The organism is Rathayibacter sp. AC182, assembly GCF_979253875.1.
The window spans coordinates 269,196-290,989 of sequence record NZ_CEEDEK010000002.1 but is presented as its reverse complement, the minus strand read 5'-3'; the positions used below and the strand labels follow the sequence as shown (position 1 = coordinate 290,989).

The window sequence follows — 21,794 nt, the reverse complement described above, 5'->3', positions numbered from 1 at the left end:
GCGCGCAGGGCGCCCGACGGGATCAGCCCTGCTTCTTCAGACGGCTGGTCTGACGGGCGCGCGCGTTGGCGTCGAGCTCGACCTTGCGGATGCGCACGATCTCGGGGGTGACCTCGACGCACTCGTCCTCGCGGGCGAACTCGAGGCACTCCTCGAGCGTCAGCTGACGCGACGGCGTCATCGACTCGAACGTGTCGGAGGTGGACTGACGCATGTTGGTCAGCTTCTTCTCCTTGGTGATGTTCACGTCCATGTCGTCGTTGCGCGAGTTCTCGCCGATGACCATGCCCTCGTAGACCTCTTCCGTGGGGTTCACGAAGAAGGTCATGCGCTCCTGGAGCGCGATGATGGCGAACGGAGTGACGACACCGGTGCGGTCGGCCACGATCGAGCCGTTGTTGCGGGTGACGATGGCGCCGGCCCACGGCTCGTAGCCGTGCAGGATCGCGTTCGCGATGCCGGTGCCGCGCGTGGTGGTGAGGAACTCGGTGCGGAAGCCGATCAGACCGCGCGAGGGGACGATGAACTCCATGCGGACCCAGCCGGTGCCGTGGTTCGCCATGTTCTCCATGCGGCCCTTGCGGGCGGCGAGGAGCTGCGTGATGGCGCCGAGGTACTCCTCGGGGGCGTCGATCGTCAGGTGCTCGAACGGCTCGTGCGTCTTGCCGTCGACCTGGCGGGTGACCACCTGGGGCTTGCCGACGGTGAGCTCGAAGCCCTCGCGGCGCATCTGCTCGACGAGGATCGCCAGCGCGAGCTCGCCGCGGCCCTGGACCTCCCACGAGTCGGGGCGGCCGATGTCGAGGACCTTGAGCGACACGTTTCCGATGAGCTCGCGGTCGAGGCGGTCCTTGACCATGCGCGCGGTGAGCTTGTGGCCCTTGACCTTGCCGACGAGCGGCGAGGTGTTGGTGCCGATGGTCATCGAGATCGCCGGGTCGTCGACCGTGATGGCCGGCAGCGGGCGGATGTCCTCCGGGTCGGCGATGGTCTCGCCGATGGTGATCTCGGGGAAGCCCGCGATCGCGACGATGTCGCCGGGGCCGGCGGACTCGGCCGGGTAGCGGTCGAGCGCCTTCGTGATCAGCAGCTCGGTGATGCGGGCGTTCGTGTGCGTGCCGTCGTGGTGGACCCAGGCGACCGTCTGGCCCTTCTTGATGTTGCCGTTGAAGACGCGCAGCAGCGCGAGGCGGCCGAGGAAGGGCGAGGCGTCGAGGTTCGTGACGTGGGCCTGGAGGGGCGCCTCGTCGTCGTAGGTCGGCGCCGGGATGTGCTTCAGGATCGCCTCGAACAGCGGCTCGAGGTCCTCCGCGTCGGGCAGGGTGCCGTTCTCGGGCTTGTTCGAGGACGCGCGGCCCGCCTTGCCGGAGGCGTAGACGACGGGGACGTCGAGGATCGCGTCGAGGTCGAGGTCGGGGACGTCGTCCGCCATGTCGGAGGCGAGGCCGAGGAGCAGATCCTGGCTCTCGGCGACGACCTCGTCGATGCGCGCATCGGGGCGGTCGGTCTTGTTGACCAGCAGGATCACGGGCAGCTTGGCCTCGAGCGCCTTGCGGAGCACGAAGCGGGTCTGCGGGAGGGGGCCCTCGGACGCGTCGACGAGGAGGCAGACGCCGTCCACCATCGACAGGCCGCGCTCGACCTCGCCGCCGAAGTCGGCGTGGCCCGGGGTGTCGATCACGTTGATCGTGATGGGGCCCTCGGTCGCGTGCTTGCCGCGGTACGAGACCGCGGTGTTCTTCGCGAGGATCGTGATGCCCTTCTCGCGCTCGAGCTCGTTCGAGTCCATCGCGCGCTCGTCCACGTGGGCGTGCGCGTCGAAGGAGTTCGTCTGCTTGAGCATGGCGTCGACCAGGGTGGTCTTGCCATGGTCGACGTGGGCGACGATCGCGACGTTGCGCAGGTCGGAGCGGGTGGCACTTGCCATGTGAACGGACTCGTCTCGTGTTCTCGTGCATGAAGGGGGACCCTCCATCGTACCGCAGGCGCGCCGCGGAACGACGGAGGGCCCCGATCCGGTCCGATCACCCCGCGGAACACCGGACTCTCGGGCGCGGAACGGGGCCCTCGGCGGCGGCGGATCAGACCGCGAACTCGATCCCGGCGCCGGGGATCGCCGCGAGCAGCTCGCGGGTGTACTCCTGCTCCGGGGAGTCGAACACCGTGTCGGTCGGCGCGTGCTCGACGATGCGACCCTTCTGCATCACGCAGACGTCGTCCGCGATCACGCGGACCACGGCCAGGTCGTGCGTGATGAACAGGTAGGTCAGTCCGAGCTCGGCCTGCAGATCCGCGAGCAGGCGGAGGATCTGCGCCTGCACGAGCACGTCGAGCGCCGAGACGGCCTCGTCGAGCACGACGATCTCGGGCTTGAGCGCGAGTGCCCGGGCGATGGCGACGCGCTGGCGCTGACCACCGGAGAGCTCGTTCGGGTAGCGCCCGGCGATGACGCGCGGGAGCGAGACCTGGTCGAGCAGCTCGAAGACGCGCTCGCGCTGCGAGGCGCGGTCGCCGACCTTGTGCACCCGCAGCGGCTCCGAGATCGTGTTGCCGATGTTGTGCAGCGGGTCGAGCGAGCCGTACGGGTCCTGGAACACGGGCTGCATCGACCGGCGCAGCGCCAGCATCTCCTTGCCGCGGAGCTTCTCGGTGCGACGTCCGTCGATCGAGATGGCCCCCTTGGTGGCGGTCTCAAGACCGAGCACGAGGCGCGCGATCGTCGACTTGCCCGAGCCCGACTCGCCCACGAGGGCGGTGGTGGTGCCCTTGGGGATCGAGAACGAGACGTCGTCCACGGCCGTGAAGTCCTCGGCCTTCAGCCCGCCGCGGCGGATCTTGAAGACCTTGGTCAGGTTCTCGACCTCGATCATCGGCTTCGTCGTCGTGGGGGCGCCCGTGCGGGTGCCCGCCGCGCGGACGAGGTCGACCTCGGCGACGGCGGCGGACTCGCCGGGCACCGACTCCTCGCGGCTCCGGCGGTCGACTGGATGCGGCGCGAGGCGAGGCTCGGGGCCGCGGCGATCAGGCGCTGCGTGTAGGGGTGCTGCGGGTTCTGCAGCACCTCGACCGAGGCGCCGGACTCGACGATGCGACCCTTGTACATGACGATGAGCTTCTCGGCGCGCTCGGCGGCGAGGCCCAGGTCGTGCGTGATGAAGAGCAGCGCGGTGCCGTCGGTCTTCGTCAGCGTCTCGAGGTGGTCGAGGATCCGCCGCTGCACCGTGACGTCGAGAGCCGAGGTCGGCTCGTCGGCGATGAGGAGCTGGGGCGCCGCGGCCAGGCCGATGCCGATCAGGACGCGCTGGCGCATGCCTCCGGAGAACTGGTGCGGGAACTGCTTCAGCCGCTTCTCCGCGTCAGCGAGACCGGCGTTCTGCAGCACCTCGATCGCCTTGGCGCGCACCTCCTTGCGGCCGGTCGCGAGACCGTTCGCCCGGATGGTCTCCTCGACCTGGAAGCCGACCGACCACACGGGGTTGAGGTTCGACATCGGGTCCTGCGGCACGTAGCCGATGCGGCGGCCGCGGATGTCCTCGAGCTCGGAGCGCGTCGCCTTCGCGAGGTCCTTCCCGTCGAAGAGCACGGAGCCGCCGGTGACCTTGCCGGAACCGGGGAGCAGGCCGATGATCGCCGCGGCGGTCGTCGACTTGCCCGAGCCCGACTCCCCCACGATGGCGACGGTCTGGCCGTGCTCGATCGTGAGGCTGACACCGCGCAGGGCGGGCACCAGGCCGCTGCCGGTCTGGAAGCCGACCTCGAGGTCGGTGACCTGGAGCAGGGGCCCCTTCGGAGTGGTCGAGTCGGTCATCGGAGGGCCCTCGCCTTCGGGTCGAGCGCGTCGCGCAGGGCCTCGCCCATGAGGATGAAGCTCAGCACGGTGATGGTCAGCGCGGCGGACGGGTAGATCAGCGTCTGCGGGTTGGTCCGCAGGTCGCGCTGGGCCTGGCTGATGTCGTTGCCCCACGACATCACGGAGCCGGGGAGGCCGACGCCGAGGAACGACAGGGTCGCCTCCGCGGTGATGGCCGCGCCGAGCGAGATCGTCGTGACGACGATCACGGGGGCGATGGAGTTGGGCATGACGTGGCGGAACAGGATCGCCATGCGGGACAGACCCGTGGCGGTCGCCGCTCCGACGAAGTCCGACTGCTTGACCCGCAGGACCTCGGACCGCAGGACGCGGGCCGTGGTCGGCCACGCGAACGCGCCGATCGCCAGGGCGATGACGAACACGTTCCGGTGGGCCGAGAAGACCGACATGATGACGACGGCGGCGAGGATGTAGGGGATCGAGAAGAAGATGTCGCCCGCGCGCATGATCACGGTGTCGACCCAGCCGCCGAAGAAGCCGGCGAGTGCGCCTCCGATGACACCCGTGATCGTGGTGATCAGGATGACGATCAGACCCACCGTGAGCGACGTCGACGTGCCGTGGACGATGCGCGCGTAGACGTCGCAGCCCTGCTTCGTGTAGCCGAGGAGGCTGCCGTCGCCGGGGCCCTGGTTGCTGAAGCCGAGGTCGCAGGCGCGGGGGTCGATCGAGGTGAAGAGGTTCGGGAGCAGCGCGACGGCGACGATCAGCACGATCAGGGCGCCGGAGATCCAGAACATCGGCCGGCGGCGCAGGTCCTGCCAGGCGTCGGTCCAGAGGTTGCTGGGCTTCTCGTCGAGCGAGACGGCGTCGACCGAGGCGATCGGGGTCTCCTCGAGCGGTGCCACGAAGTGATCGATGCGACGGGGGGCGTCGCGGTTCATCTCATTTGGCATAGCGGATCCTCGGGTCGAGTACGGCGTAGAGCAGGTCGACGAGGATGTTCACCACGAGGTAGAACAGCACCATGACCGTGACGAAGGAGACGACGGTCGGCCGCTCCCCTCGATGATCGCCTGGTAGAGCGTGTTCCCGACTCCGGGAACGTTGAAGATGCCCTCGGTGACCGTGGCGCCCACGATCAGCAGGCCGAAGTCGGCGCCGAACTGGGTCGTGACCGGGATCAGCGAGTTGCGCAGGATGTGCACGGGCACGACGCGCTTGCGCGAGAGGCCCTTGCTGTACGCGGTGCGCACGAAGTCGGAGCCCGCGGTCTCGATGACCGAGCCGCGGGTGAGCCGGATGGCCGAGGCGACGACGAACAGGGCGAGCACGATGGCCGGGAGCAGGAGCCGCTCGAACGTCGGCGAGCCGCCCACCGTCGGTGAGAACCAGCCCAGCTGCACCGCGAAGAAGGACTGCGCGATGAAGCACAGCACGAAGATCGGCACCGAGACCAGGAGGAGGCTCACCACGAGCGCGCTGGCGTCGAAGAACGAGCCCTTCCGCAGACCGCTGATGAGGCCGATCGTGAGAGCGACGACGATCTCGATGACGATCGCCATCATGGCGAGGGTGAGCGTGACCGGGAACGTGCGGGCGAGGATGTCGTTCACCGACTGGCCCGAGAAGGAGATGCCGAAGTCGCCGCGGACGACGCCGCCGAGGTAGTAGAGGTACTGCACGATGAACGGCTCGTTCAGGTGGTACTGCTCCTCGAGGCGCGCGAGCAGCGCGGCGTTCGGGGTCTTGTCGCCGAAGAGGGCGAGGAGGGGTTCCCCGGCATGGCGAAGACCATGAAGTAGATCAGGAACGTCGTCCCGATCAGGACGGGGACGGCTTGCAGGATGCGTCGGACGATGTAGGCGAGCACGTCAGCCCTGCCTGTTCCGGTGTCGCATGGTGGACCTCATTCGATCGTGACCGAACAGAGCGCTCCGCCCGCGGGAACGGTCGTGCCGTCCCCGCGGGCGAAGCGCCCGTCGTGTCTGATGTCAGCTCTTGGTGATCTGGTAGAACAGCGGAACCGAGTTCCATCCGAACTCTACGTCGGACACGGTCTCGCTGTAGCCGCCGGTCACGTTGGCGTACCAGAGCGGGATCGACGGGAGGTCCTGGAGCAGGACCTCCTGAGCCTTCTGGTAGTCCTCGTTCGCGGTCGCGAGGTCGGTCTCGGCCGAGCCGTCGGCCAGGAGCTGGTCGAACTCGGCGCTGGAGTAGTCACCGTCGTTCGACGAGGCGTTGGTCGCGTACAGCGGGCCCAGGAAGTTGTACAGACCCGGGTAGTCGGCCTGCCATCCGGTGCGGAACGCGGTCTCGATCGAGCGGTCGACGATCTTGGTGCGCGCCTCGGCGAAGGTCGGGTAGGCCTCGCCCACGGCCTCGATGCCGAGCGTGTTCTTGACCGCGTTCGACACGGCGTCGACCCAGCCCTGGTGTCCGCCGTCGGCGTTGTAGGCGATCGAGAAGGTGCCCGTCCACGGGGAGATCGCGTCGGCCTCGGCCCACAGCTTCTTCGCCTCGTCGGGGTTGTACTCGAGCACCTCGGCGCCCTCGAGGGAGTCGCTCCAGCCGTCGATCACCGGGGAGGTGAAGTCGGACGCGGGGGTGCGGGTGCCCTCGAAGATGACGTCGGTGATCTGCTCGCGGTCGAAGGCCATCGAGATGGCCTGGCGGCGCAGCTTGCCCTCTTCACCGCTGAAGTGCTCGAGGCGCTCCGGGATGGTGAAGGACTGGAACACGGCGGAGGCCTGGTTGACCGCACGGTCGCCGAGGTCGCTCTCGAAGGTGCCGAACGCGGAGTCCGGGATCTGGTCGATGACGTCGACGTTGCCCGCGAGCAGGTCGGCGTACGACGCGTCCTGGGTCGCGTAGAACGTGATCGTGATGCCGCCGTTGACCGGGACGCGGGGTCCGTCGTAGTCGGGGTTCAGCGACCAGGTCGATCTGGACGTCGTGCTGCCACGCGCCCTCGCCGTCGAGCATGTACGGGCCGTTGCCGATCGGGTTCTCACCGAAGGCGTCCATGTCGTCGTAGGCGACGCTGGGCAGCGGGTAGTAGGCCGAGTAGCCCAGGCGCTGCGGGAAGTCCGACTTGGGAGCCGAGAGCGCGACGGTGAAGGTGGTGTCGTCGACGACCTTCAGACCGGTGAGCTCGGTGTCCTCGTCGTAGCTGAAGCCCTCGATGTCCTCGAAGAAGTAGCTCTGGAGCTGCTCGTTCGAGTACTTCGCGCCGTAGTTCCAGGCGTCGACGAAGGACTGGGCCGTGATCTCCTCACCGTTGGTGAAGGTGCGACCGGGCTCGATCGTGATGGTGTAGTTCTGCGCGTCGTCCGACTCGACCGACTCGGCCAGGTCGGGCTGCGCCGCGCCCTCGGCGTCGTAGTAGTAGAGACCGGCGAAGATCTCGTCGAGGATCTTGCCGCCGCCGACCTCGTTGGTGTTGGTCGGGACCAGCGGGTTCTGCGGCTCGGAGCCGTTGGTGAGGATGATCGCGGCGGAGTCTCCGGCCGCATCTCCCCCACCGTCGTCGTTCGAGCTGCTGCAGCCGGCGAGGACCAGGGTGCTCGCGGCGACGAGCGCCAGAGCTCCGAGGCCGAAACGTCTGATTTTCACTATTCCTCCAGTGGTGTGAGGGCGCACGGGAAGTGATTTCCCGGATGCTGTGGTCGCCGCGCGCGTGGCGACGGCCTCGGCGCACGGGAGACTGTTGGCCCCCGCGCAAGTGCCATCGACGAGACTATGTATCGGCTCGCTATCTGCACAAAAGCATGTGGAAACCGTTACACAGCGGTAACCGGGAGGTGGAATCCTTGCGCGATTCCGCACGAAACCTGCGTGATGGGCCGTCTTCGCGCAACGCATCGATTCAGAGGAGCTCCACGCAGTGTCCACCACGCTGACAGGATCCATGCAGCCACTGAGGGCGGATCCGGACAGAGATCCTGCTCGTCCTGGGCCTCTCGCTCGGCGCCTCCGCGATCTACTCCGTCGTGTCGATCACCAACCGGCTGACGCGTGACATCGCTCTCTCGGAGCAGACGGCGACGCTGAACGGAGCGCTCAGCGACCGGCCCGCGTTCGACCTGATCTACCAGCTGCTGGCGCTGTTCTTCGATCTGGTCCCGGTGGCGCTCTGCGCGTTCCTGCTCTGGCAGAGCTCCGGACGGCCTCTGGGGCGGCTGGGGCTCGACCTCCGGCATCCGCTGCGCGACCTCGGTACCGGGACCGTGCTCGCGGTCGCGATCGGTGCGCCGGGGATCGCGCTCTACGCCCTCGGCCGCGCGCTCGGAGTGACCGTGGCGGTGGTCGCCTCACCGCTCGACACGTACTGGTGGACCGTGCCCGTGCTCGTGCTCTCGGCGATCCGCGCCGGGATCCAGGAGGAGGTGATCGTCGTCGGCTACCTCTTCGCGCGGCTCCAGGATCTGGGCTGGGGGCAGCGGCGGATCCTCTTCGCCAGCGCGCTGCTCCGGGGCAGCTACCACCTGTACCAGGGCATCGGGCCGTTCATCGGCAACGTGATCATGGGCGTCGTGTTCGGGCTGTTCTACCAGCGCTTCGGCCGCACGCTGCCGCTCGTGATCGCGCACTCGATCATCGACATCGTGTCGTTCGTGGGGTATCCGCTGGCGGTGGCGCTCTGGCCGGAGCTGTTCGCGGCGCCGGAGCCGCAGAAGTAAGGCTGATCCGACCGATCCGCGCAGTCTCATTCGTAATCCGTCGGCCACCCTTCTTCTGCAGTCGGGCGCGCTGAGATGGACTCCACACGTGCTGTCGGCGTCCGACGAGACGGGCGAGCGCGGTCTCGGTCTCGGTCCACTGGTGCAGCACCTGACGGGACGACAGCCGCACGACGACGAAGCCCCTCGCCTGCAGAGCGAGGGTGCGTCGGTGAGTCCTCCTCGAGCTGCGCCGAGCCGCTGTGGAACGCGCGGCCGTCCGTCTCGACGGCGAGGCAGTCGCCGAAGACGTTGTCGACCAGGCCGACACCGGCGACGGACACCTGCGCACGGACTCGGACCCTGAGTCGGACTCCTGCCAGACGCGCCCTCGTCCCGAGACCCGACTGGCATCCCGGCACGACGAGATCGAACACGCGCCGCCGACCGACAGGTGGCACGTGGGCGGAGGTCCATGAGCTCTCCGTAGGGCAGGAGCTCTCCTCGACGACGGAGTCGAGAGCCATCACGGCCTCCTCCTCCGGCAAGCAGGAGACCACGTGCAGGACGCTCGAACGGGACGCCGTCCCGCGATGACGTCTCCGGACCGCATCCGGGCCACTCCCGCCAGTGGAGGCGCACGCCGCGCGAAGGCGAACGCACCGCATTCGGACGAACGGCGACGTGCAGCGCGTCCTCAGCCAGAACCCACACCCGTCGAGTCGCGAGCGCTGAGACGCAGGTGAGGAGACCGCCTGCGGCGACAGCGGCGATCTCGCCTGGTTCGATGCCCCGGAGAGCGAACCACCCGCGCCGGACGCGGAGCACAGAGCCCTCGCGTACCGCCGTCCTCGAGATGGTGCCGCGTGCAGCCGGCAGCGGCGAGCTGCGCGGCGGAGCCGACACCGCCGAGGCCGGTGAGAACGAGGTGCACAAGGTCCATGCAGCGAGGATGCGCCGCGGGCGATCTCGACGGGCGAGGCCGCGGTCGAACTGTGGAGGACGTGAGGGATCAGGAGGGAGGTGAGGGAGAGAGGATCCGCACAGTAAGGCTGAGAGGCCGCGATTCCCGAGATATCGGGATGTCGCGCCTCTCAGCCCCAGTTGCGCCGGGCCGATCAGGCGAAGGCCTCGATCGGCGGGCAGGCGCAGACCAGGTTGCGGTCGCCGAAGGCCTGGTCGACCCGGCGGACCGGCGGCCAGTACTTGCCGCGCACGAGCGAGCGGACGGGGTAGACCGCCTCCTCGCGCGAGTACGGGTGCGTCCACTCCCGTGACCAGGCACTCCGCCGTGTGCGGGGCGTTGCGCAGCGGGTTGTCGTCCACCGGCCACTCCCCCGCACCGACGCGGTCAGCCTCGGCCTTGATGCCGATCATCGCGTCGATGAAGCGGTCGATCTCGGCGAGGTCCTCGCTCTCGGTCGGCTCGACCATCAGCGTTCCCGCGACGGGGAAGCTCATGGTCGGGGCGTGGAAGCCGTAGTCGACGAGGCGCTTCGCGACGTCATCCACGGTCACTCCGGTCGCCGCGGTGAGCGGGCGGATGTCGAGGATGCACTCGTGCGCGACCAGGCCGTTCTCACCCGTGTAGAGCACCGGGAAGTGCTCGCGCAGACGAGCGGCGACGTAGTTGGCCGAGAGCACCGCGGCACCGGTGGCGGCTCGCAGGCTGTCCTCGCCCATCATGCGGGCGTACGCCCACGAGATGGGAAGGATGCCGGGGCTGCCGTAGGGGGCCGCCGAGACCGGGACGCCGCCGTGCACGACCGTCTCCCCGTTCTGGCCCAGGGCGTGCTCGAGGCGCTGGGCGAGCGGGTGCCCGGGCAGGAACGGCGCGAGGTGCGCCTTGGCCGCGACGGGTCCGACTCCGGGGCCGCCACCTCCGTGCGGGATGCAGAACGTCTTGTGCAGGTTGAGGTGCGAGACGTCGCCGCCGAAGTCGCCGAAGCGCGCGAAGCCCAGCAGCGCGTTGAGGTTGGCACCGTCGACGTAGACCTGCCCGCCGGCCTCGTGGACGAGGCGGCAGATCTCGGAGACCTCGTGCTCGTAGACGCCGTGCGTCGACGGGTACGTGATCATGAGCGCCGCGAGGGCCGGGGCGTGCTCCCCGATCTTGGCGCGCAGGTCGTCGAGATCGACGTTGCCGAGCTCGTCGCAGGCGACGACGACGACCCGCATGCCCGCGAGCACCGCGCTGGCGGCGTTGGTGCCGTGCGCGCTCGACGGGATGAGGCAGACGGTGCGCTCCAGGTCGCCGTTCGCGCGGTGGTAGCCGCGGATCGCGAGCAGTCCCGCGAGCTCCCCCTGCGAGCCCGCGTTGGGCTGCAGCGAGACGGAGTCGTAGCCGGTGAGGTGCGCGAGCCAGCGCTCGAGCTGGTCGATGAGGGCGAGCGAGCCCTGCACGTCGGCCTCGGGGGCGAACGGGTGCAGATTCGCGAACTCGGGCCAGCTGACCGCCTCCATCTCGGCGGCGGCGTTGAGCTTCATCGTGCAGGAGCCGAGCGGGATCATGCCGCGGTCCAGCGCGTAGTCGGCGTCGGCGAGGCGCTTGAGGTAGCGCATCATCGATGTCTCACTGCGGTGGGTGTTGAACACCGGGTGCACGAGGAACAGGGTGGCGCGCTCGAGCGCGACGGGGATCGAGCGCGAGGAGGCGGCGAGGAAGCCGTGCGCCGAGTCGAGGTCGCCGATCGCGACGGCGAGTGCGACGACCTCGGCGGTCGTCACGGTCTCGTCCAGCGAGACCGCCACCGTGTCGGCGTCGACGAGGCGCACGTCGAAGCCGGCATCGCGGGCGCGGGCGACCGCCGCCTCCGCGCCGTGCGGCACGACGACCGCGACGGTGTCGAAGAAGTCGGCGTGGCGGAGGGAGTGGCCCCGGTCGAGCAGGAGGCGCGCGAGCAGCGCGGCCCGCGAGTGCACCTGCTCCGCGATCCGCGCCAGGCCGTCAGGACCGTAGTAGACCGCGTACATGGCCGCCATGACGGCGAGGAGGACCTGCGCCGTGCAGATGTTCGACGTGGCCTTCTCTCGGCGGATGTGCTGCTCGCGGGCCTGGAGGGACAGGCGGTAGGCGGGATGGCCGTCCGCGTCCTGGCTGACGCCGACGAGGCGGCCGGGCAGCTGGCGCTCGAGTCCCTTGCGGACGGCCAGGTAGCCGGCGTGCGGTCCGCCGAAGCCCATCGGGACGCCGAAGCGCTGCGAGGTGCCGACCGCGACGTCCGCCTCGAGCTCGCCCGGCGAGCGGACGAGGGTGAGGGCGAGCAGGTCGGCGGCGACGACTCCGAGGCCGCCGTGGGCCGTGACCGCGGCCAGCACGGCGGAGGGGTCCCAGAGGTGCCCGGAAGCGCCGGGGTACTGCACGAGCGCGCCGAAGCACTCGGGCACGTCCTCGGCGTCGGTGCGCGAGAGCGGCAGCTCGACGATGCGGATGCCCACCGCCTCGGCACGGCCGCGCAGGAGCGCGAGCGTCTGCGGCAGCGCGTCGGAGTCGACGAGGAAGACATCGGTGCGCGCCTTGGAGGCCCGGCGGGCCAGGAGCATCGCCTCGACGACGGCCGTGCCCTCGTCGAGCATCGACGCGCCGGCGGTGTCGAGACCGGTGAGGTCCGACACCATCGTCTGGAAGTTGATCAGCGCCTCGAGGCGTCCCTGCGAGATCTCGGGCTGGTAGGGCGTGTAGGCCGTGTACCAGCTCGGGTTCTCGAGGACGTTGCGCTTGATCACCGCGGGCGTCAGCGTGCCGTGGTAGCCGAGGCCGATCAGGGGGCGGCGCACCGTGTTGCGGGAGGCGAGGGCGCGCAGCTCGGCCAGCGCCTGGGTCTCTGTCGCAGGGGCGGGCAGCACAGGCGCGAGGTCGCGCACGCGGATCGACTCGGGGACGGCGGCGGTGACCAGCGCGTCGACGGAGTCGTAGCCGAGGGCGGCCAGCATCCTGCGCTGGGCGTCGGCGTCGGTCCCGATGTGGCGGGACTCGAACTCGGAGGGGGTCCGGACGGTCGACATCTACTCTCCGACCAGCTCGCCGTAGGCCGCGGCGTCGAGCAGGCCGTCGGGCAGCGCCTCGAAGCGCACCTTGATCAGCCAGCCCTCGCCGAACGGGTCGGAGTTGACGAGCTCGGGGCTGTCGACGACTCCGGAGTTGGTCTCGAGGACCTCGCCGTCGACCGGAGCGAAGAGCTCGCCCACAGACTTCGTCGACTCGATCTCGCCGACGACGCTGCCGCCCTCGACTCGGGAGCCCGCGTCGGGCAGCTCGACGAACACGACGTCGCCGAGCTTGTCCGCGGCGTAGGCGGTGATGCCCACCGTCGCGACGTCACCGTCGACGGAGATCCACTCGTGATCGGAGGTGTACTGCAGGTCGGAGGGGACGGCCATGTCAGATCTTCTTTCTGGAGTAGAAGGGGAGGGCGGTGACGGTCATGGGGAGGCGGCTGCCGCGGATGTCGACGGAGACGGTGGTGCCCGGCTGCGCCTGGGCGGGGGCGACGTACGCCATGGCGATGGGGACGCCGAGCGTGGGCGAGAGGACGCCGCTGGTGACGACTCCGATCTCGTCGCCGCTGTCGGAGAAGACGGTGTAGTCGGCGCGGGCGGCGCGGCGCCCCTCGCCGACGAGGCCGACGAGCACGGGGGCGTCCCCGGCCGGGCCCTCCTCGCTGGCGGCACGGCCGACGAAGTCGATCGGCTTGCCGAAGGCGACGACGCGGCCGAGGCCGGCCTGCGCCGGGAAGATCTCGCGGGAGAGCTCGTGGCCGTAGAGCGGCATGCCGGCCTCGAGGCGGAGGGTGTCGCGAGCGGCGAGGCCGGCCGGGACGAGTCCCGCTCCGGCTCCGGTCTCGGCGAGCGCCTCCCACAGGGCGGGGGCGGTGTCGGGGGCGACGTAGATCTCGAAGCCGTCCTCGCCGGTGTAGCCGGTGCGGGCGATGAGGATCGGATGCGCCTCGAAGGTCGCCGGCACCGCGCGGTAGTAGCGCAGCTCCTCGAGCAGGCGCGCGGCGTCGTCGGTGTCGAGCACCGCCTCCGCTCCCCGCTCCGTCTCGACGGCGAGGCCCTGCACGTTCTGCAGGATCTCGAGCGACTTCGGGCCCTGGATCGCGATCAGCGCGACGTCGTCGCTCTCGTCGAACAGCTCGCAGTCGAACATCGCCGTGCGGTCGCGCAGCTGCTCGGCGACCACGTGCCGGTTGGAGGCGTTCGCGACGACCATGAAGCGGTCCTCGCCCGTGCGGTAGACGACGAGGTCGTCGATGACGCCTCCGGTGCGGTCGAGCAGCAGGGTGTACTTCGCCCGGCCGACGGCGACGGCGCTCAGATCGCTCGCGAGGGCGTAGTCGAGCGCGTCCACCGCCTCGGGGCCGACGACCAGGATCTCGCCCATGTGGGAGAGGTCGAAGAGGCCGGCGGCGGTGCGCACCGCGTGGTGCTCGGCCAGATCGCCGGAGTAGCGCACCGGCATCCACCAGCCGGCGAAGTCGGTGAAGGAGGCGCCTGCCGCCGCGTGCACGTCGTGCAGCGGGGAGTAGCGCGGTTCGGGGGTCTCCGCGGGAGGGGTCGTTCGGTTCTCGGACATGAGTTCTCCAATTCGTCGCAGTGCTGCGCACGCGCCCGCACAGGTCGATGGTGCGAGGCACAGCAGTGCCGTGGGAACTCCCCTCTGTCGGGATGCCTGAGAGGTTCACGTCGCTCGGAGCGGCGCTTTCACCGTGGGCTGCCTCGTCGGAGTGATCGCACCGCGCAGGCGGCTCGTCGCTCCGCGACGCATTTCCAGAGTGGCCAGTTCGACGCGGTACAAGACCTGAGAGATTGGCGGGGAGGCTTGCTCCTTCGGTGCCGACGGAGTCGGCTCTCCCGCGTCGCGTATGCGGCCCGGTATTCGGTTGTCCGCTCACCCTAGCGGGGTGCTGCTTGCGCTGTCCCCTCCCCCGAGATGCCACTCCGGTTCGGCTCCCTCGGCGTGTCCCGTTCCGGAGTGGCATCTCCCGGAGACCGACCTGGGGTTTGGTGTTCGGGTCGGAGTGACACTAAGCTCGGCGCAGCACTTACAGTCAGTGTGACTCTTAGTAGGGATCCGCCATGGATGCAGCCGTACCGCAGCTCGCGGTCTCGACCGTCATCTTCGCGCTGCGCCCGCATCCCGAGACCGGGGCGAGCACCGTCTGGATCCCGGTCGTCCGCCGGATCCGGGAGCCGTTCGAGGGCCTGTGGGCCCTGCCGGGCGGGCCGCTGCGCCCGGACGAGGACCTGGCCGAGGCCGCCCGTCGGACGCTCCGAGAGACCACCGGACTCGCTCCGCGCTACCTCGAGCAGCTCTACGCCGTGGGCGGGCCCGACCGCTCCCCGGCGAGCGCCGAGTCGTCTCGATCGTCTACTGGGCGCTCGTGCGCACCTCAGAGGCCGACGAGGCGATCGTGGGCGAGAACGTCACCTGGCTGTGCACCGACCTGCCGCTCGAGCTGGCCTTCGATCACGGGCTGATCGTCGACTACGCCCTGTGGCGCCTGCGCAACAAGATGGAGTACTCCCGCATCGCGCAGGCCTTCCTCGGCGGGACCTTCACCCTCGCCCAGCTGCGCGAGGTGCACGAGGCCGTTCTGCAGAAGCCCCTCGATCCGGCGAACTTCCGCCGCTCGATCGAGGCGTCCAAGACCGTGGTACCCACCGAGCAGCGCCTGGCGGGCACCCGCCACCGCCCTCCGCGGCTGTACCGCTACGACGAGTCCGTGGCACTCGTCGACAACGGGCCGCTGCCGGTCTGAGCACCGGCACCGCCCGTCCGTCCGCACCATCCGAGGAGAGACACGTGACATCCGTCGACAGCACCATCCAGCTCATCGAGCGCGGAGCCCCGGGCGAGACCTGCGCCCCGAGCTCGCCGACGCGCCCTGGTCGTTCGACCTCGGGTTCCCCGCCTACGGCCCCGGCGCGTCCCAGGCCGATCCGATCCCCGCCGAGGCTCCCGTCCAGGGCCGCCTGCCCGACGCGTACACCGCGGCGAGCGCCGACGAGCTGCACCACCGCATCCTCGCTGCGAAGCAGACGCTCGGCGAGCGGGTCGTCGTGCTGGGGCACTTCTACCAGCGCGACGAGGTCGTGCAGTACGCCGACTTCGTGGGCGACTCCTTCCAACTCGCGAAGGCGGTCGCGAGCCGTCCCGACGCTGAGGCGATCGTCTTCTGCGGCGTGCACTTCATGGCCGAGACCGCCGACATCCTGTCGCGGCCCGACCAGGCAGTGATCCTGCCGAACCTCGCTGCGGGCTGCTCGATGGCCGACATGGCCGACATCGACTCCGTCGAGGACGCGTGGGCCGAGCTCACCGAGCTCTACGGCACCGAGCCGGACGCCGATGGGCGCGTCCCGCTGATCCCGGTCACGTACATGAACTCCTCCGCCGCGCTCAAGGCGTTCTGCGGGCGCAACGGTGGAGTGGTCTGCACGTCCTCCAATGCGGCGACCGTGCTCGAGGACGCGTTCGCGCGCGGGCAGAGGGTGCTCTTCTTCCCCGACCAGCACCTCGGTCGCAACACGGCGAAGGCGATGGGGGTGCCGCTCGAACGCATGCCCATGTGGAACCCGCGGAAGGCGCAGGGCGGCTCGGACGTGCAGACCCTCCTGGACGCGCAGGTGATCCTCTGGCACGGCTTCTGCTCGGTGCACAAGCGCTTCACCGTCGGGCAGATCGAGAAGGCGCGCGCCGAGCACCCCGGTGTCCGTGTGATCGTGCACCCCGAGTGCCCGATGGCGGTCGTCGACGCCGCCGACGAGTACGGATCCACGGACTACATCGTGAAGGCGATCCAGGCGGCCCCCGCGGGAACGACCTTCGCGATCGGCACCGAGATCAACCTCGTGCAGCGCCTCGCCGCGCAGTACCCGCAGCACACGATCTTCTGCCTCGACGACGTCGTCTGCCCGTGCTCGACCATGTACCGCATCCACCCCGGCTACCTCGCCTGGGTGCTCGAGGGGCTGGTCGAGGGCACCGTCCACAACCGCATCTCGGTCGACGACTCGGTCCAGGCCGAGGCCAAGGTCGCCCTCGAGCGGATGCTCGCGGCCGTCCCGCCCACCGGCCCGACGGCTCCGACGGCGGCCTGACGTGTCGCGCGTCGTCGTCGTGGGCAGCGGCATCGCCGGGCTCGTGACCGCCCTGCTCGCCTCCCGCCGCCACGAGGTGGTCCTGGTCACCAAGGGCGCGATCGAGGAGTCGAGCACGCGCTGGGCGCAGGGCGGGATCGCCGCGGTCACAGCCGCGGACGACTCCGTCGCCCTGCACGTCGAGGACACCCTGACCGCCGGTGCCGGGCTCTGCTCGCGCTCGGCCGTCGAGGTGCTCTGCTCCGAGGGTCCCGCCGCCGTGGCCGCGCTGCTGGCCTGGGGGGTCGCGTTCGACCGCGACGGCGGCGACCTCGCGCGCGGACTCGAGGCGGCGCACTCGCGCTCGCGCATCCTCCACGCCGGCGGTGACGCGACCGGCGCCGCGATCGAGGGGGCGCTCGTGTCCGCGGTGCGCGCCGCCTCCGTCACGGTGATGGAGCGGACCGCGCTCGTGGATCTGGTGCGCCGGGGTGCCGCGATCGTAGGGGCCGACGTGCTGCGGGGCGGCTCCGTCGAGCGGATCGACGCCGACGCCGTCGTCCTCGCGACCGGCGGCGCGGGCCGGCTGTTCAGCCACACCACGAACCCCGAGGTCGCCACCGGCGACGGGCTCGCCGCCGCTCTGCGCGCGGGAGCCGAAGCCGCGGACCTGGAGTTCTACCAGTTCCACCCGACCGCCCTCGCGCTGCCCGGCGGCTTCCTCGTCTCGGAGGCCGTCCGCGGCGAGGGAGCGGTGCTGCGCGACGCCGCGGGCGAGCGCTTCATGACCGCCGTGCACCCCGACGCCGAGCTCGCTCCCCGCGACGTCGTCGCCCGGGCGATCGCCGAGCGGATGCGGCAGCAGGGCGGACTGCCCGTGCACCTCGACGCCCGGCACCTCGACCCCGCGGTGCTCGCGAAGCGGTTCCCGAGCATCTCGGCCGCCTGCCGGGCGAACGGCCTCTCGCTCGCCGAGGACCTCGTGCCCGTGACGCCTGCCGCGCACTACTGGATGGGCGGCATCGCGACCGATCTCGACGGACGCACGAGCCTCCCGGGGCTCTTCGCCGTCGGCGAGATCGCCTGCACCGGCGTCCACGGCGCGAACCGGCTGGCCTCGAACAGCCTGCTCGAGGGCGTGGTGTTCGCCCGGCGGGTGGCCCGGGCCCTGGACGCGCCCGCCCCGGCGACTGCTCCCGCGACGGAACCCCGCCCCGTCACTCCGCTCTCCCTCGACCGCTCGGCGCTGCAGGCGGCCCTGTGGGCGGGCGCCGGGGTGTCGCGCGACGCGGCGGGGCTCCTGGCGGCTCGCTCCGCGCTCGTCGGAGTCGCCGCCCCCCTCTCGCTCCGCACCCTCGAGGACGCGAACCTCGTCGAGTGCGGCCTGGCCCTGATCGACGCGGCCCTCGCGCGCTCGGAGTCCCGCGGCGCCCACCACCGCACCGACCACCCCGGAACCGAGGCGACCGCTTACCGCGTCGCCGGAAGAAGAAAGGTCGCCGTCCCGTGCTGACCCGTCAGAGCATCGAACGCCTCGTCACCCTCGCGCTGGAGGAGGACGCCCCCTGGGGCGACATCACGACCGAGACGCTGATCCCGGCCGACGCCACCGCCTCGGCGCGCCTGGTCGCGCGCGAGCCCGGCGTCTTCAGCGGCGGGGCCGTCCTCGTCGGCACGATGCTGCAGGCCGACTCCCGCATCCGGACGAGCGTCCTCGTCGAGGACGGGGCCTCGTTCACCGCCGGCGCCCTGCTCGCCGAGATCTCGGGCCCCGCCGCGGGCGTGCTGCGCGGCGAGCGCGTCGCGCTGAACCTGGTGCAGCGGATGAGCGGCATCGCCACCCTGACCGCCCAATACGTGAAGGCGGTCGAGGGCACGCGGGCGCGGATCGTCGACACCCGCAAGACCACCCCGGGCTCCGTGCCCTCGAGCGGCACGCGGTGCGCAGCGGCGGCGGACGCAACCACCGGTTCTCCCTGTCGGACGCGATCCTCGCGAAGGACAACCACCTCGCGATCCTCGCCCAGCGCGGGATCGACCTCACCGCCGCGCTCCGGGCCGCCCGCGCGGCCGTGCCGCACACCACGCACATCGAGGTCGAGGTCGACCGCTTCGACCAGATCGAGCCGGCGCTGGCGGGCGGGGCGGACACGATCATGCTCGACAACTTCACCCCGGAGCAGCTCGCCCAGGGTGTCGCGCTGATCGGCGGCCGCGCGGTCGTCGAGGCCAGCGGCGGCGTGAACCTCGAGACGGTGCGCGCGATCGCCGAGTCCGGCGTCGACGTGATCTCGGTCGGTGCGCTGACCCACAGCGTCCGCTCGCTCGACCTGGGGCTCGACATCGAGGTCGAGGCGCCGCGTCCGTGATCTACCTCGACCACGCCGCCACGTCGCCGGTGCGCCGCGAGGTGCTCGAGGCGATGTGGCCGTTCCTGACCGGCGAGTTCGGCAACCCGTCCAGCAGCCACGCGCTGGGCGACGCCGCGGCGCGCGCGCTCGAGCAGGCGCGCGGCCGCGTCGCCCGGTTCCTCGGCGGGCGCGCCTCCGAGACGCTCTTCACCTCGGGCGGCACGGAGTCGATCAACACCGCGGTGAAGGGCATCGCCCTCGGCGATCCGCGCGGGCGGAGGATCGTGATCTCGGCGATCGAGCACGAGGCCACGGTGGAGTCGGCCGAATTCCTGCGCCGTCTGCACGGGTTCGAGGTCGCCGTCGCCCCTGTCGACTCCGACGGACGCCTCGATCTCGAGGCGCTCGCAGAGCTGCTGACGCCGGAGACGGCACTGGTGTCGGTCCTGGCGGCCAGCAACGAGATCGGGACCGTGCAGGACGTGCCGGCGGTCGCCGCGATCTGCCGCGAGCGGCGCATCCCGCTCCACGTCGACGCGGTGCAGGCGGCGGGCTGGGTCGACCTGCCCGCGATGGGAGCCGACGCGGTGTCGATCTCGGGGCACAAGCTCGGCGCCCCGAAGGGCGTCGGCGCGCTGATGCTGCGCAGCCGCCTCGCCTTCGAGCCGCTGGTGCACGGCGGGGGGCAGGAGCGCTCGCGGCGCTCCGGGACCGAGAACGTGGCGTCCGCCGTCGCGCTCGGCACGGCGGTGACGCTGCTCGATCCGCTCAGGTCCGAGCGCGTCGCCGCGGTGCGCGACGCGTTCGCCGGGCGCGTCGCCTCGCTCGTGCCGCGGGCAGTGCCGACGGGGTCGGTGCAGCACCGGCTGCCGTCCATCGCGTCCTACGTGGTGCCCGGTCGCAGCGGCGAGTCGATCCTGCTGGCGCTGGAGGAGCGCGGGGTGGTCGTGTCGAGCGGCTCGGCCTGCGCGGCGGGCCGCGACGAGCCGTCCGAGGTGCTGCTGGCGCTGGGGATCGAGCCCGCTGTCGCCCAGACGGCCGTGCGGTTCAGCTTCGGAGCGGAGTCGTCCGCCGAGGACGCCGAGCGGGCCGCATCGGCGTTCGCCGAGGTCGTCGAGCGGACCTGATCGCACGGATCCGCGACGGATGTCGCAGGATCGGGAATGTCGGGGGCACCTGGGAGAGTTCTGACACCTCGAACCTCCGCATCCGGTTCCGACGGCGCCGCCGCGATGCGTACCCGCTCCTGAGCCCTTCAGGAGCCTTCACGACACGACGCACGACCGGAGAACCGCCTGTGACCGAGCGCACCCTTCCCGAGACGCGGGAGTCCGCCGCACCCCGAGACCGCACGCCGGCGCCGTCGGCCGTGCTCGAGCCGCGCAGCCGCCTCGTCATCAGCCTGCTGCTGGTGTCGGCGTTCGTCGTGATCCTCAACGAGACGATCATGAGCGTGGCCCTGCCCGACCTCATGGCCGACTTCGGCGTCGAGGCGCACGTCGGCCAGTGGCTGTCGACGGCGTTCATGCTGACGATGGCCGTCGTGATCCCGATCACCGGCTACCTGATCCAGCGCCTGCACACCCGCACCCTCTTCGCGGCCGCGATGTCGCTCTTCAGCCTCGGCACGCTCAGCGCCGCGCTCGCCCCCACCTTCGAGGTGCTGCTCGCCGCCCGCGTCGTGCAGGCGAGCGGCACGGCGATCATGATGCCGCTGCTCATGACCACGGTGATGACGCTCGTCCCGCCGTCGATCCGCGGACGGATGATGGGCAACATCTCGATCGTCATCTCCGTCGCCCCCGCGGTCGGCCCGACCATCTCCGGCGTCATCCTCAACTTCCTCAGCTGGCGCTGGATGTTCTGGATCGTCCTCCCCATCGCCGTCGGCGCGCTGCTCCTGGGCCTCCGCAAGGTCGAGAACGTGACGGAGCCGAGGAAGATCCCGATCGACGGTCTCTCGATCGTGCTCTCGGTGCTCGGATTCGGCGGACTCGTCTACGGTCTCAGCTCGCTCGGCGAGGGCGGCGAGGCGGTCGTCGCTCCGTGGGTGCCGTTCGTCGTCGCGGCGATCGGCCTCGCGGGCTTCATCGCGCGCCAGCTCTCCCTGCAGAAGACCGATCGCGCGCTGCTCGATCTCCGCACCTTCACCTCCGGCGGCTTCACGATCGCGATCGTGATGATGGCCGTCAGCATGTCGGCGCTCTTCGGCACTCTGATCCTCCTGCCGCTCTACACTCAGAACGTCCTGGGCCTGACGCCGCTCGAGACCGGGCTGCTGCTGCTCCCGGGCGGCCTGCTGATGGGACTGCTCGCGCCGTTCGTCGGCCGCGGCTACGACCGCTTCGGCCCGCGCGTGCTGCTGGTGCCCGGCTCCGTGATCGTCGCCGCCGCGCTGTATGGCTTCACCGCCCTCGACGAGAACTCGTCGTCCTGGTTCATCCTGACGCTGCACATCGTCCTCAGCCTCGGACTCGCCTTCGTCTTCACTCCGCTGTTCACAGCGGGACTGGGCTCCGTGAAGCCCCGGTTCTACTCGCACGGCAGCGCCATCATCGGCACCGTGCAGCAGCTCGGAGGCGCGGCCGGCACGGCGCTGTTCGTCACGGTGCTCTCGATCCAGTCGGCCGCGCTCGCCCGCGAGGGCGCCGACCAGGTCGCCGCGTCGGCGGGCGGCATCCACGCGGCCTTCGTCTGCGGTGCGTCCATCGCCACCCTCGCGATCGTCGCGGCGTTCTTCGTCCGTCGTCCGACGGAGTCCGACGCGCCGCTGCCCGTCGGTCACTGATCCGCCTCCCCCGCCGTGCCCGGCGGCCGCCCGCACGCCGGGTCGGCTGCCGGGCACGACGTGTTCACCCGCCGGACACCCGGTGGTCCTACCGTGACGCC

Annotated in this window: 8 protein-coding genes, 7 pseudogenes and 1 riboswitch; of the genes and pseudogenes, 7 read left to right on the top strand and 8 right to left on the bottom strand. The window is 70.6% G+C overall.

Annotated elements, in window-relative coordinates:
- Window positions 1–22: 22 nt before the first annotated feature.
- The 5 genes and pseudogenes from typA to AC0CII_RS02460 all read right to left on the bottom strand — a co-directional run bounded on the left by typA (window position 23) and on the right by AC0CII_RS02460 (window position 7,426).
- Window positions 23–1,927 carry a translational GTPase TypA gene (gene typA / locus AC0CII_RS02480; RefSeq protein WP_465225527.1) on the bottom strand — a complete coding sequence of 635 codons (1,905 nt, stop codon included), beginning with the start codon at window positions 1,925–1,927 and terminating at the stop codon, window positions 23–25.
- A gap of 154 nt (window positions 1,928–2,081) precedes the next feature.
- Window positions 2,082–3,808, bottom strand: a pseudogene (locus tag AC0CII_RS02475) (dipeptide ABC transporter ATP-binding protein).
- Window positions 3,805–4,755, bottom strand: a complete 951-nt coding sequence (locus tag AC0CII_RS02470) for an ABC transporter permease (protein WP_207403033.1) — start codon at window positions 4,753–4,755, stop codon at window positions 3,805–3,807. The pseudogene AC0CII_RS02475 and the gene AC0CII_RS02470 overlap by 4 nt, the downstream one beginning before the upstream one ends.
- 1 nt (window position 4,756) lies before the next feature.
- Window positions 4,757–5,684: pseudogene (locus tag AC0CII_RS02465) on the bottom strand (ABC transporter permease).
- Between the two features lie 121 nt (window positions 5,685–5,805).
- Window positions 5,806–7,426, bottom strand: a pseudogene (locus tag AC0CII_RS02460) (peptide ABC transporter substrate-binding protein).
- Between the two features lie 377 nt (window positions 7,427–7,803).
- Here AC0CII_RS02460 and AC0CII_RS02455 point away from each other — a divergent pair.
- Window positions 7,804–8,493, top strand: coding sequence for a CPBP family intramembrane glutamic endopeptidase (locus AC0CII_RS02455; RefSeq protein ID WP_465228564.1), 690 nt, complete (start codon window positions 7,804–7,806; stop codon window positions 8,491–8,493).
- A 1,097-nt stretch (window positions 8,494–9,590) separates the two neighbouring features.
- On the opposite strand, the pseudogene gcvP reads toward AC0CII_RS02455, so the two are convergent.
- The 3 genes and pseudogenes from gcvP to gcvT all read right to left on the bottom strand — a co-directional run bounded on the left by gcvP (window position 9,591) and on the right by gcvT (window position 14,047).
- Window positions 9,591–12,477: pseudogene (gene gcvP / locus AC0CII_RS02450) on the bottom strand (aminomethyl-transferring glycine dehydrogenase).
- Window positions 12,478–12,852, bottom strand: coding sequence for a glycine cleavage system protein GcvH (gene gcvH / locus AC0CII_RS02445; protein ID WP_207403022.1), 375 nt, complete (start codon window positions 12,850–12,852; stop codon window positions 12,478–12,480).
- Between the two features lies 1 nt (window position 12,853).
- The gene (gene gcvT, locus AC0CII_RS02440) at window positions 12,854–14,047 is read right to left on the bottom strand and encodes a glycine cleavage system aminomethyltransferase GcvT (protein ID WP_465225522.1); all 1,194 of its coding nucleotides are present in this window, start codon (window positions 14,045–14,047) and stop codon (window positions 12,854–12,856) included.
- 204 nt (window positions 14,048–14,251) lie between these two features.
- A riboswitch (glycine riboswitch) is annotated at window positions 14,252–14,338 on the bottom strand.
- A gap of 212 nt (window positions 14,339–14,550) precedes the next feature.
- On the opposite strand from gcvT, the pseudogene AC0CII_RS02435 reads away from it, so the two are divergent.
- From AC0CII_RS02435 to AC0CII_RS02410, 6 genes and pseudogenes are all read left to right on the top strand, one after another.
- Window positions 14,551–15,233 (top strand): annotated as a pseudogene (locus AC0CII_RS02435) (NUDIX hydrolase).
- Window positions 15,234–15,277: 44 nt separating this feature from the next.
- Window positions 15,278–16,575: pseudogene (nadA, locus tag AC0CII_RS02430) on the top strand (quinolinate synthase NadA).
- A gap of 1 nt (window position 16,576) precedes the next feature.
- A complete protein-coding gene (gene nadB / locus AC0CII_RS02425; RefSeq protein ID WP_465225520.1) occupies window positions 16,577–18,067 on the top strand; it encodes an L-aspartate oxidase in 1,491 nt (496 codons plus the stop codon).
- Window positions 18,061–18,923: pseudogene (nadC, locus tag AC0CII_RS02420) on the top strand (carboxylating nicotinate-nucleotide diphosphorylase). The gene nadB and the pseudogene nadC overlap by 7 nt, the downstream one beginning before the upstream one ends.
- Complete coding sequence (locus AC0CII_RS02415; protein ID WP_465225518.1) at window positions 18,920–20,032, top strand: cysteine desulfurase family protein; 1,113 nt, start codon at window positions 18,920–18,922, stop codon at window positions 20,030–20,032. The pseudogene nadC and the gene AC0CII_RS02415 overlap by 4 nt, the downstream one beginning before the upstream one ends.
- A gap of 170 nt (window positions 20,033–20,202) precedes the next feature.
- On the top strand, window positions 20,203–21,693 hold the full coding sequence (locus AC0CII_RS02410) for a DHA2 family efflux MFS transporter permease subunit (RefSeq protein WP_465225517.1): 1,491 nt from the start codon (window positions 20,203–20,205) through the stop codon (window positions 21,691–21,693).
- Window positions 21,694–21,794: the final 101 nt, after the last annotated feature.

What these genes read in the sequence shown, in the direction of transcription:
- gcvH (WP_207403022.1), bottom strand. Translation starts at nt 12,852, where the DNA reads ATGGCCGTCCCCTCCGACCTGCAGTACACCTCCGATCACGAGTGGATC.
- typA (WP_465225527.1), bottom strand. Translation starts at nt 1,927, where the DNA reads ATGGCAAGTGCCACCCGCTCCGACCTGCGCAACGTCGCGATCGTCGCC.
- AC0CII_RS02470 (WP_207403033.1), bottom strand. Translation starts at nt 4,755, where the DNA reads ATGAACCGCGACGCCCCCCGTCGCATCGATCACTTCGTGGCACCGCTC.
- gcvT (WP_465225522.1), bottom strand. Translation starts at nt 14,047, where the DNA reads ATGTCCGAGAACCGAACGACCCCTCCCGCGGAGACCCCCGAACCGCGC.